The sequence below is a fragment of the Paraburkholderia caledonica genome (assembly GCF_000383275.1).
Taxonomy (GTDB): domain Bacteria; phylum Pseudomonadota; class Gammaproteobacteria; order Burkholderiales; family Burkholderiaceae; genus Paraburkholderia; species Paraburkholderia caledonica.
In genome coordinates this window covers 664,857-676,542 of the sequence record NZ_KB911034.1, presented here as the reverse complement: position 1 = coordinate 676,542, position 11,686 = coordinate 664,857, and the positions used below count along the sequence as shown (strand labels likewise).

Sequence of the window (11,686 nt, the reverse complement as noted above, 5' to 3'; positions counted from 1 at the left end):
AAACGCGGCGGGTTATTGACTGAACAGACGCCGAGTGGCGGGCGATCCTGCCGGAATGCCGGCCTGTTCGAGCTTCGCGTAAAGCGTCATCAACTGCTTTTCGATTGCGAGCAAAGCGGTCTCCGGCAACGGGCGACGGCCGTCGTCCACCACCCGCCCGCCAATGCGCTCGGCCAGCGACTTCGCGTAGTCGCACATAAGGCGGAACGGCAAGATGTCTTCGTCGGCCACCGGCACGTCGAGCACCAGCGTGATCATCTGACCGCCCTTGTACGTGAGGTCGTCGCGCAGGAAGTTCGTGTCGCCGAATTGCAGCATGAACACCGGGCTCTGGCGCGCGTCGAGCTTGACGAAGCGCGTGCCGTCGCGCGAAAGCAGCAAGCCGTCTTGCGACGCCACCGCTTGCACGTAGTTGGCCGACCACGGCGCGCCGTCGGAGAGCACGTTGATCGACAACTGTGCGTCGCACTGCGCGGCGAAACCGTCGAGTTCACGCGCCATCGCGACTGTTTCGAGCATGTCGGGAAATTCCGGCGAGGCGTCGATTGCATCGGCGAACTGCTGTACACCCGTCACGAACTCGGAGAACTCAAGTTCGTTCAACGCACCGCTGCGATTGGCCAGCTGCGCGGCCGCGCGCAACTCTTCATAACGCGCGCCGTTTTGCAGCAACTCCCACGCGCCGCCCTCGAGTTTGCCTTCGATATGTACCGGCTTGCTGCCGGCGCGGCGCAGACGCTGCGCGAGCGGAATCACCTTGTCGCCCGCAACCGGTCCGTTCAGACGAATCGGCACGATGCAGTCGATGCGGCGATCGACGATAGCCGGCGGCGTGGACGAGATCGTCGTGGCAGCCGGCAGAATCGGCTCGATCTGTTCGTCCGCTTCGCGCGACGCGTTGCTCGCGGGTTGTTGACCCGCCGCCGCCGCGTCCTTGCCGGCGTCGGCACCGGAGCTCGCCTTTGCGCCACCCTCGGCCTCGGCATCATCGCCCTCCGACAGATAGCCATTCGGCGTGGTCGTCTCTGCCTGAATGTCGGCCGGCGTATCAAGCGGTGCCGCGCCTACCGGCGCGCCAAAAGTCGGTTCGACGCGGGCCGACGCCGTGTCGGCGGATGCCTCTGCGCCCACTACGGGCTCGCGACGCGTTGTGGGCCGAGCCGGTTCGATAAACGGGCTCTGTTCCTGATGGTCGTCGCGCGCGAAATTCTCCGCGGCGTCCGCGGGCATGGGCCGCGGCATCTTGCGGCGCACCTTGGCGCCCTGCCACGCGTTGTACACCACCACGCCCCCGACCACCACGGCACCCGCGCCGATCAAACCGAGTGTCAACTCGTCCATGCATGCTCCATCAGCAATTCTTTATCTGCGCGTCCTGACGCCCGCCCCACGTATCGCGCGGCGAGTGCCGCAGCGCTGAACGCGGGCGCCCGCGCTTCCTTGATTCAAACGAAAACTTAAACGATATTCTGGGCGAAACCCGCAGCCGTTTCCATGTCGACGGCAACGATGCGCGACACGCCCTGCTCCTGCATCGTCACGCCGATGAGTTGCTGCGCCATTTCCATCGCGATCTTGTTGTGCGAGATGAAAAGGAACTGGGTTTTGTCCGACATCGCGCGTACCAGATTGGCGAAACGTTCGGTGTTCGCGTCGTCTAGCGGCGCGTCCACTTCGTCGAGCAGACAGAACGGCGCCGGATTCAACTGGAACATCGCGAACACGAGCGCGGTTGCGGTCAGCGCTTTTTCGCCGCCCGACAACAGGTGGATCGTCGAATTTTTCTTGCCCGGAGGCTGCGCCATCACCTGTACGCCGGCGTCGAGAATCTCGTCGCCGGTCATGATCAGCTTCGCCTGGCCGCCGCCGAAGAGACGCGGGAACAGTTCGCCGAAATGACGGTTCACTTCGTCGAAGGTGCCTTGCAACAGCGTGCGCGTTTCCGCGTCGATCTTGCGGATTGCGTCTTCGAGCGTCTCGATCGCGCTCGTCAAATCGGCCGATTGCGAGTCGAGGAACGACTTGCGCTCGGTGGCCGCCTTGAGTTCGTCGAGCGCGGCCATGTTGACCGGACCAAGCGCGGTGATCGCGTTGTTGATGCGCGTGACTTCGCCCTGCAGATACGACGGCTTCATGTCCGGCGTGAGTTTGGCCTGCAGCTCCGCCTCGTCGACGCCCGCTGCCGCCAGTTGCTCGATGAACTGCTCGCCGTTCAGCCGCGCGGCCTGTTCTTTCAGTTGCAATTCGTTGATGCGGTCGCGCAGCGGTTGCAGCGCGCGCTCGGCGGTGAGACGCGTTTCGTCCGCGGCGCGCAGCTTCGCAGTCAGGTCGTCCAGTTCGAGACGCGCGGCGTGCAACGCCTCTTCCTTGACCGCGCGAATGTCGAGCGCGTCCTGCAAGCCCGTGTGAGCGGTCTGCTCGTTGATGGTTTCGAGTTCGGCGCGTGCATCTTCGAGCGACGCCTCGACCCGCTCGCTCTGCTCGTGCGCGACCTGAATGCTACGCTTCAATTCGTCGATGCGGTTCGCCATGTTGCGCGCGGCGAAGCGCGCGTCGGTCGCGGCGCGGTCAAGGTCGCGTGCCTCGCCGCGTGCAGCGGTAAGCGCTTCGTCGAGCGCCTCGAAAGCCAGTTGGTGATCTTCGAATCGCGCCTGCAATTCCGCGAGTTCGCCGTCGTAACGCTCGAAGTTCGCTTCGGATTCCGCACGCATCGCGCGCTGCTCTTCGATCTGTGCGTTGATCTCTTCGAGTTCTTCACGAATCTGCGTGCTGCGCTGCGTGTAACGCTCGTGCGCCTGCGTGAGTTTGAGCACGTCGAGTTGCAACGCGTGCACGCGCTGGGTCGCCCGCTCGGCCTGCTGACGCACGTCGGTCAGCGCCTGCGCCGCTTGCGTGTGCGCGGCTTCGGCGCGGATCGCGGCGGCCTTCGCTTCGTCGGCGAGCAGGGCTTGTGCGCGCACCTGACGCGCGAGATTTTCGATTTCCTGTTGACGGGCCAGCATGCCGGCCTGTTCCGAATCGGCGGCATACAACTGCACGCCGACGCGCGTCACCACGTGCCCCGCCTTCACGACGAACGAGCCGCCTTCGGGCAATTGCGAGCGCATGCTGAGCGCCTGCTGCAGATCGTCGGCGACGAACGCAAGGCCGAGCCAGTCGTTCAACACCGCGCGGATGCCCGCGTCGTCGATACGAACCAGCGACAGCAGCGGCCGAAGCGCGGACGACGCCGCGGCCGGCTGACCGGCGACGGGCGGTGCGTAAAACGCGAGCTTGGCGGGCGGCGCGTCGGTAGCGAACGCCTTGACCCAGTCGAGATTCGATACTTCCAGCGCGGCGAGCCGCTCGCGCAGCACGGCTTCGAGCGCGGCTTCCCAACCGGACTCGACGTGCAGCTTCTTCCAGAGTCGCGGCAGGCCGCCGAGTTCGTGCTTTTCGAGCCACGGCTGAATCTTGCCTTCGGTCTGGACGTTTTCCTGCAACTGCTTGAGCGCGGCAAGGCGTGCGTCGAGCTGATGAATCTGCGCGCTTTCCGCCTGCACGCGTTCCTGCGCGGCACGGCGCTCGGCGTCCAGACGCGGCAGGGTTTCCTGGGCATCGGCAAGACGCGTCTGCGCGTCGTGCAGAATCTCTTCGTGTTCCGCGAGTTGCATGCGCAGCTCTTCGAGCTGTGCTTCGTCGGGTGCGTCGAGGCCGCCTGCTTCCGCCTTCAGCCGCTCGTGACGCTGCTGCAACTGCTGCAATTGCTGATCGGCATTGCGCTGATGCGCGGCTTCGAGCTTGAGCGCCTGTTCGGTCTGCGCAATGCCGCCGCGCTCCGCATTCAGTTCGGCTTGCGCATCGCGCCAGCGCGCTTCGAGGGCGGGCATTGCGTCGTGCTTCGCGGCGGCTTCTTCTTCGGCGAGCGCCGCCTTTTCTTCGGCGACGGCGAGTTGCTCTTCGGCGTCTTCGAGATCGCCCTGCGCTTTTTCGGCTTGCGATTGCCACTGTTCACGCTGCGCGGTCAGCGCAGCGATTTGCGCCTGCACGCGGTTGCGCGATTCGACGATGAACTTGATTTCGGCTTCGAGCCGGCTCACTTCGGCGTTCGCTTCGTACAGCGCGCCTTGTGCGCCCTGCATCGCGTCGCTCGCCGAGTAATGCGCGACGCGCAGCGTTTCGAGTTGCGCTTCGACTTCGCGTAGCTTGGCTGTCTGCGCTTCGAGGTCGATTTGCGCCTGTTCGATGGCGCGCTGCTGACGTTCCTGCTCGCTGCCCGCCTCGTTCTTCCGCAGCAGCCACAACAGGCGTTGCTTCTCTTCGCCGTCGGTTTGCAGTTCCTTGTAGCGCGTGGCAACGACCGCTTGCGCTTCGAGCTTCTCGAGGTTCGTGCCCAGTTCCCGGACGATGTCCTCGACCCGCGTCAGATTCTCACGCGTGTCGTGCAGGCGGTTCTCCGTCTCGCGGCGGCGTTCCTTGTACTTGGAGACGCCCGCGGCTTCTTCGAGAAAGACGCGCAGTTCTTCGGGCTTCGCTTCGATCAGGCGCGCAATCATGCCTTGCCCGATGATCGCGTAGGCGCGCGGGCCAAGACCGGTGCCGAGGAAAATGTCCTGAATGTCGCGGCGACGCGCCGGCAGGTTGTTGATGTAGTAGCTAGATGTGCCGTCGCGCGTGAGCACGCGCTTCACGGCGATCTCGGCATACTGGCCCCACTGCCCGGCGGCACGCCCGTCGGCGTTGTCGAACACGAGTTCGACGCTGGCGCGGCTGCCCGGTTTGCGCGCAGTCGAGCCGTTGAAGATCACGTCCTGCATCGACTCGCCGCGCAGCTCCGAGGCGCGCGATTCGCCGAGCACCCAGCGCACAGCGTCGATGATGTTGGACTTGCCGCATCCGTTGGGTCCGACCACGCCGACTAGCTGGCCCGGAACCTGGAAATGCGTGGGATCGACGAATGACTTGAATCCAGCGAGTTTGATCGAGGTCAGACGCACGGCGATTTCGCTGTTTGAAAGGGAGAAAAAATAGGTGGCTCACGAAGGCCGCATGAGCCGTGTGCCGCTGCAGCGATGCGGCCCGCGCTCCTTGCCAGCCCTCGAGACATGGGCGCCGGCTGCACGCGCACTGCGCATGCGCCGGCTAATGAGGGGCAATCATACCATCGCGCGTGGGCGGTTCTTGCCGTCCTTAGGGTCGTCGCGCTGGTGGATGTCGGCCGAGCATGTGCTCGTGGCGCTCGTGGCGCCCGGGTCGTCGCCCGGGTCCTCGCCCGCATCCTGATTGGCGGGATCGGGCGGCATTGCCTTCGTCCGATGCATCCAGCTCGACAGCGCCGAAGCAAGCACGATGCACGCGCCGCCCGCCCATTCGCGCGGGCCGGGCGTCTCGCCGGCAAAGAGCCACGCGGACATTGCCGTGACCACGAGTTCGAACAGCATGATGATCGACGCCCGGTTGGCCGGCACGCGCGACAGCCCGTATTGCACGAGCATGTTGTTGGACGCGAGCAGAAAACCGAGGCCGAGCACCAGCCACGCGGCGGTAGCGAGATGTGCGCCGGTGGGCGGCGCGGGCATCGCTTCGAATAGCGACGCGCAAGCGCCGAAAATCGCCGCGCCGCCGAAGATGGTCGCGGTGCGCATCTCCGGTTTCATCTGCGGCAATACACGGCTGGTCTTCAGGATCAGCACGTTGCTCATTGCGAAACCCATGCCGCCCGCGAGGCCCGCCCATTCCGCGAGGTTGCCCGGCAGCGGAATGCCGAGTTGCGGCGACCACAGCATCGTCATCGCGCCGGCCAGCGACAGCGCGGCGAGACCCGCGCCGGCCCACGTCAGGCGTTCATGCAGGATGAAGTGCGCGAAGAGCGCCGTCCATGCAGGCGTCAGATAGAAGAGCAGAAGCACGCGCATCACCTGCCCGTGGATCGATCCCCACACGAAGCCAAGATTCGTGATGCCCGCGGCGAGTGCGAGCGCCGGCAGCAGCCAGTGCCAGCGCACGGTTTTCAGCGCCCGATGGCGCACCAGCAGCACGAACAGGCAACCGGCGCCGCTCGTGAGCGCGCTCGCGGCCGTGCCGGTCACGCCGAGCGCTGCGAGCATCCGCAGCGGATACCAGATCATTCCCCACACCGACGCACCCAGCATGATCGCGAGCGTCGGCCACCCTGTGCGAAGCCAGTTGGTCATGGCGACGCTCTCCGCGAGACGGTGCTGTTCGTGTCACGGACTGCGGCGTTTTCGCGCGCTCCTCGTCCGGACGTCTCCTCGATTGCTGCGTACATTGCTGCTCCTGCCTTGTTTCTGCGCGGACTGTTACGTTCCGCGTCGTTCCCGCTGCAGCGCATTAACTGCGCCGCCTGGCGGGTGGTGGTGCCCTGGTTGATGCCAGGTTACTTCTAGTTGAGGATTCGTTGGCGTCCGGTCGGCGTGGCCAATGCCCGCTTGCCGCAGGCTCAACCGTGGCCCACGCCCGCCAGCCGCCCAACGCCAGCCCTCGCGCACGCTATAATCCCCTGCTCGCCGCCGCTGCTATTTTCGCGCGGCGCGACCCAGCGCATGCGCCGTCGTGCATCTTTCCGCGCCCTCTTCGATCAGGCTCGATCCGCCCAGTGAATCCGCTACTCGACTCCCTCCAGCCCTATCCGTTCGAAAAGCTGCGCGCGCTTTTCAAAGACGTCGCGCCGGCCGCCGGCTTCCCGCATATCAGCTTCGGCATTGGCGAGCCGAAACATCCGACGCCCACGTTGATAACCGACGCCGTGATCGCTTCGCTCGGCGGTCTGTCCGCGTATCCGGCCACCGTAGGGTCGCTGCCGTTGCGCGAGTCGATCGCGAAGTGGGTTACGCAGCGCTACGGCCTGCCGCCGGTGGATCCCGCGACCCAGGTGCTGCCGGTCTCGGGTTCGCGCGAGGCGTTGTTTGCGCTCGCACAAACGGTCATCGACCCGAGGCGCAATGCGAAAGGCGAGCCTGCGATCGTACTCTGTCCGAACCCGTTCTACCAAATCTACGAAGGCGCGGCGATTCTCGCGGGCGCAGAGCCCTATTTCGTCAATAGCGACCCGGCGCGCAATTTCGCGTGCGATTACTCGGCGGTGCCGGCCGACGTGTGGGCTCGCACGCAACTGCTCTATGTCTGCTCGCCGGGCAACCCGACCGGCGCGGTGCTGACGCTCGAAGACTGGCGCGAACTCTTCGCGCTCTCGGACCGCCACGGCTTCGTGATCGCCTCCGACGAGTGCTACTCCGAGATCTATTTCGACGAAGCCAACGCGCCGCTCGGCGGCCTCGAAGCCGCGCACAAGCTCGGCCGCGGTTATGACAGACTCATCATGCTGTCGAGCCTGTCGAAGCGCTCGAATGTGCCCGGCATGCGCTCGGGCTTTGTCGCGGGCGACGCGGCGATCCTCAAGGACTTCCTGTTGTACCGGACGTACCACGGCGCGGCGTTGTCAACGGTGTTTCAAAGCGCGAGCATCGCAGCCTGGAACGACGAAGCGCACGTGCGCGAGAACCGCGCGAAATACGTGCAGAAGTTTTCCACAGTCACGCCGATGCTTGCCGCGGTGCTCGACGTGCGCCTGCCCGACGCCGCGTTCTATCTGTGGGCCGACGTCTCGCGCACCGGCCTCACGGACACGGAGTTCGCCCAGCGTCTTTACGCCGACTATAATGTGACGGTTCTGCCGGGCTCGTTCCTCGCGCGCACCGCGCATGGTGTGAACCCCGGCCGCAATTTCGTGCGCCTCGCGCTCGTCGCCGACGTCGACGAATGCACGCAGGGCGCGCAACGCATCGTCGATTTTTGCCGCGGGCTGGCGGGCTGAGTTTGCCGGGTTTCAGGCCGGCACGTCGTCAGATTCGTCGCGCGGCCTGCCGCTGATTGTTCCTGTTCCGTTTTCCCGGCGAACGCCTTGCGCACCGCCTCCCTTCTTCAGACTTCAACTCTTCAGAAAGCACGCATATGTCGCAACAACTTCAGCAAATCATCGACACCGCCTGGGACAACCGCGCCGATCTGTCGCCCAAAGCCGCGCCGGCCGACGTGCGTGAAGCCGTCGCCCACGCCATCGAGCAACTGGACAAGGGCGCGCTGCGCGTCGCCGAGAAGAAAGACGGCGAGTGGGTCGTCAATCAATGGCTGAAGAAAGCCGTGCTGCTGTCGTTCCGCCTCGAAGACAACGCGCCGATGCCCGCGGGCGGCTACAGCCAGTTCTACGACAAGGTGCCGTCGAAGTTCGCCAACTACACCGCTGAAGACTTCGCCGCCGGCGGCTTTCGCGTCGTGCCGCCCGCCATCGCGCGCCGCGGCTCGTTCATCGCGAAAAACGTCGTGCTGATGCCGTCGTACACCAACATCGGCGCCTATGTCGACGAAGGCTCGATGGTCGACACGTGGGCCACCGTCGGTTCCTGCGCGCAGATCGGCAAGAACGTGCACCTGTCGGGCGGCGTAGGCATCGGCGGCGTGCTGGAGCCGCTGCAGGCAAACCCGGTCATCATCGAAGACAACTGCTTTATCGGCGCGCGTTCGGAAGTGGTGGAAGGCGTGATCGTCGAAGAAAATTCGGTGATTTCGATGGGCGTGTACCTCGGCCAGAGCACCAAGATCTACGACCGCGAAACCGGCGAAGTCACATACGGCCGCATTCCGGCGGGCTCGGTCGTGGTGGCGGGCAATCTGCCGTCGAAGGACGGCTCGCACAGCCTCTATTGCGCCGTGATCGTCAAGAAGGTCGACGCAAAGACACGTGCGAAGGTCGGCCTGAATGAGCTCCTGCGAGGCGACTAATGGCGCGCGGCACCAAGACTGTCGTCTACGGAATTCCGAACTGCGACACCGTGAAGAAAGCGCGTGTGTGGCTCGAAGAGCACGGCGTGGAGTTCGAGTTTCATGACTTCAAGAAAGCCGGCGTGACCGAGCCGCTCGTGCAGGACTGGTTGAAAGACGTCAAGCTCGACGCATTGCTGAACCGCCGCGGCACGACGTGGCGCGGTCTGTCCGACGACATGAAGGCGGCGGCGGACACCCAGCCGGGCGCGATCGCGCTGATGATCCACAAGCCGTCGGTCATCAAGCGGCCCGTGCTGGTGATCAATGGGCGCGTGAAGTCGCTTGGTTTTTCGCCCGAAGAATATGCAACGCTGTTTGCGTGAGCATGGCGGCGTTCGCGTGAGCGCTCTGCCGCTTGCCCTGCCGCTGCATTGTGTTGCTTGAACGCGGCGTCGCCGCGTTGCGTCAAAGCTGTTGCCGGCTGCGGTGCGTCACCGCCAGCCGGCATTTTTTCATCCCAAAGTGGCTTGTATCGAATCCATGTCCGGCACCCTCGCCCTTACCGAACAACTGATCGCGCGCGCCTCCGTCACGCCCGACGATCAGCATTGCCAGCGCCTCCTGATCGAACGCCTGTCCGCGCTCGGCTTCGAGCACGAAACCATTGAATCCAACGGCGTGACGAACCTGTGGGCCGTCAAACGCGGCGTTGACGGCCGCGCGGGCAAGCTGCTCGCGTTTGCCGGTCACACCGACGTGGTGCCCACCGGCCCGCTGGAGCAATGGCAGTCCGCGCCGTTCGAACCGACGCATCGCGACGGCAAGCTGTACGGTCGCGGCGCAGCCGACATGAAAACCTCGATCGCCGGCTTCGTGGTCGCGAGCGAGGAGTTCGTCGCGGCGCACCCGCGGCATCGCGGCTCGATCGCGTTTCTGATCACGAGCGACGAAGAAGGCCCCGCCACCGACGGCACCGTCAAAGTCGTCGAGGCGCTGCAAGCTCGCGGCGAGCGCATGGACTATTGCATCGTCGGCGAACCGACTTCGAGCACGCAGTTCGGCGACACGGTGAAAAACGGCCGGCGCGGTTCGATGTCGGGCAAGCTCGTCGTCAAGGGCGTGCAAGGCCATATCGCTTATCCGCATCTGGCCAGAAATCCAGTGCATCTGCTCGCGCCCGCGCTCGCAGAACTCGTCGCCGAGCGCTGGGACGACGGCAACGAATACTTCCCGCCCACCACGTGGCAGGTGTCGAATATCCATAGCGGCACCGGCGCCACCAACGTGATTCCCGGCCACGCGGACGTCATGTTCAACTTCCGCTTCTCGACAGCCAGCACGGTGGAAGGTTTGCAGCAACGCGTGCATGCGATCCTCGACCGGCATGGCCTCGAATACGACCTGCAGTGGACCGTGAGCGGCCTGCCGTTCCTCACGCCCCACGGCGATCTGTCGAACGCGCTGGCCAAAGCGATCAAGGACGAAACCGGCGTGAGCACCGAACTGTCGACCACCGGCGGCACCTCGGACGGCCGCTTCATCGCGCGGATCTGCCAACAGGTGGTCGAGTTCGGCCCGCTGAACGCCAGCATTCATAAGATCGACGAACATATCGACGTCGCCCACATCGAGCCGCTCAAAAACGTGTACCGCCGCGTGCTCGAACAACTGATCGCTTAACCGGGATATATCCAAGGACTATTGCGATGACGCTGCCCTTTTCCACTGTCCGCGACCTGCTGCGTTTCGCGGTGTCGCGCTTTAACCAGTCCGGGCTCTCGTTCGGCCACGGCTCGGCCAATGCGTACGACGAAGCCGCCTATCTGGTGCTGCACACGCTGCATCTGCCGCTCGACCTGCTCGATCCGTTCATGGACGCACGCTTGAGCGCGGCTGAGATCGACGCGGTTCTCAACGTGATCGAACGTCGCGCTACCGAGCGGGTGCCGGCTGCGTACATCACCCAGGAAGCGTGGATGCACGGCTTTCGCTTCTACGTCGACGAACGCGCGATCGTGCCGCGTTCGTTCATCGGCGAGTTGCTGCAGGACGGGCTGCAACCTTACGTCGAAGATCCCGAACAGGTCAGCGCCGTGCTCGAACTTTGCACGGGCTCGGGCTGCCTCGCGATTCTTGCGGCGCATGCGTTTCCGAATGCCGATATCGACGCGGTCGACCTGTCCGCGCCGGCTCTCGAAGTCGCCGCGCGCAACGTGGACGACTACAAGCTCGACGAGCGCATCGCTCTCTTCGAAGGCGACCTGTATGCGCCGCTCGCGGAGCGCCGCTACGACGTGATCATCAGCAACCCTCCGTATGTGAACGCCGCGTCGATGCAGGAGTTGCCCGCCGAATATAAGCACGAGCCGGAAATGGCACTCGCGGGCGGCAGCGACGGCATGGACATCGTGCGGCGGATCATCGCCGAGGCGCGCAACTGGCTGACAGAAGACGGCGTGCTCGTGATCGAAATCGGCAACGAACGTCAGCATGTGGAAGCGGCATTCGGCGGGTTGAATCTCGTGTGGCTGTCCACGAGCGCCGGCGACGACAACGTGTTCCTGATCCAGGCCGCCGACCTGCCTGTCTGAACCGGGCAGACACCGGGCCGGAGTCGAGGCTTGGTTGTGCGTCGCAGTGAGTGCTTCCGCTGCTCACTGCGACTTCATGCAAAGTGCTTGCTCTAATCCGGTAGAGGCTCGGTCACAGCGGATGCCTGAGTCGTCGGTCACGGTTAGCTTCCCCGCAGTCGTTGCGACGCCGTGCAAGCACTTGCCGTCGTTTCAGGCAATACCCGACCCGCCCTCAACCCGCGCGCGTTCTGTAAGATGGGCGCCGTTAGGTCGTTAGCTCGTTAGTTCCTTAGCTTGTTAGCTTAGCTGCTGTGTTCGTCCAGCGAGCCGTGCAGCGCTTCGCCCATCCCTTC

Annotated in this window: 8 protein-coding genes; 5 read left to right on the top strand and 3 right to left on the bottom strand. The window is 64.6% G+C overall.

Annotated features, from left to right (window positions below):
* Positions 1 to 12: 12 nt before the first annotated feature.
* The 3 genes from H281_RS0103095 to H281_RS0103085 all read right to left on the bottom strand — a co-directional run bounded on the left by H281_RS0103095 (position 13) and on the right by H281_RS0103085 (position 6,173).
* Positions 13 to 1,341 (bottom strand): cell division protein ZipA C-terminal FtsZ-binding domain-containing protein, encoded by a 1,329-nt coding sequence (locus tag H281_RS0103095; RefSeq protein WP_020065622.1) that lies wholly within the window; start codon positions 1,339 to 1,341, stop codon positions 13 to 15.
* A 116-nt stretch (positions 1,342 to 1,457) separates the two neighbouring features.
* A complete protein-coding gene (gene smc, locus H281_RS0103090) occupies positions 1,458 to 4,976 on the bottom strand; it encodes a chromosome segregation protein SMC (protein ID WP_020065621.1) in 3,519 nt (1,172 codons plus the stop codon).
* 159 nt (positions 4,977 to 5,135) lie between these two features.
* On the bottom strand, positions 5,136 to 6,173 hold the full coding sequence (locus tag H281_RS0103085) for a DMT family transporter (protein WP_020065620.1): 1,038 nt from the start codon (positions 6,171 to 6,173) through the stop codon (positions 5,136 to 5,138).
* Positions 6,174 to 6,595: 422 nt separating this feature from the next.
* Between H281_RS0103085 and dapC the strand changes: the two genes are divergently transcribed.
* The 5 genes from dapC to prmB all read left to right on the top strand — a co-directional run bounded on the left by dapC (position 6,596) and on the right by prmB (position 11,351).
* Positions 6,596 to 7,813, top strand: coding sequence for a succinyldiaminopimelate transaminase (dapC, locus tag H281_RS0103080; RefSeq protein ID WP_020065619.1), 1,218 nt, complete (start codon positions 6,596 to 6,598; stop codon positions 7,811 to 7,813).
* Between the two features lie 137 nt (positions 7,814 to 7,950).
* Positions 7,951 to 8,778: a 2,3,4,5-tetrahydropyridine-2,6-dicarboxylate N-succinyltransferase gene (dapD, locus tag H281_RS0103075; RefSeq protein ID WP_020065618.1), complete on the top strand. Its 828-nt coding sequence runs from the start codon at positions 7,951 to 7,953 to the stop codon at positions 8,776 to 8,778.
* Entirely contained in the window at positions 8,778 to 9,143 is a 366-nt protein-coding gene (locus tag H281_RS0103070; protein ID WP_020065617.1) for an ArsC family reductase, read from the top strand. Before dapD ends, H281_RS0103070 begins: the two co-directional genes overlap by 1 nt.
* Before the next feature lie 157 nt (positions 9,144 to 9,300).
* Complete coding sequence (dapE, locus tag H281_RS0103065) at positions 9,301 to 10,440, top strand: succinyl-diaminopimelate desuccinylase (protein ID WP_020065616.1); 1,140 nt, start codon at positions 9,301 to 9,303, stop codon at positions 10,438 to 10,440.
* Between the two features lie 26 nt (positions 10,441 to 10,466).
* Positions 10,467 to 11,351, top strand: coding sequence for a 50S ribosomal protein L3 N(5)-glutamine methyltransferase (gene prmB / locus H281_RS0103060; protein ID WP_020065615.1), 885 nt, complete (start codon positions 10,467 to 10,469; stop codon positions 11,349 to 11,351).
* The last annotated feature ends 335 nt before the right edge of the window (positions 11,352 to 11,686 follow it).

Bases quoted from the DNA above. Each gene is read 5' to 3' on its own strand.
- dapD (WP_020065618.1), top strand. From the start codon at position 7,951: ATGTCGCAACAACTTCAGCAAATCATCGACACCGCCTGGGACAACCGC.
- H281_RS0103070 (WP_020065617.1), top strand. From the start codon at position 8,778: ATGGCGCGCGGCACCAAGACTGTCGTCTACGGAATTCCGAACTGCGAC.
- prmB (WP_020065615.1), top strand. From the start codon at position 10,467: ATGACGCTGCCCTTTTCCACTGTCCGCGACCTGCTGCGTTTCGCGGTG.
- H281_RS0103085 (WP_020065620.1), bottom strand. From the start codon at position 6,173: ATGACCAACTGGCTTCGCACAGGGTGGCCGACGCTCGCGATCATGCTG.
- dapE (WP_020065616.1), top strand. From the start codon at position 9,301: ATGTCCGGCACCCTCGCCCTTACCGAACAACTGATCGCGCGCGCCTCC.
- H281_RS0103095 (WP_020065622.1), bottom strand. From the start codon at position 1,341: ATGGACGAGTTGACACTCGGTTTGATCGGCGCGGGTGCCGTGGTGGTC.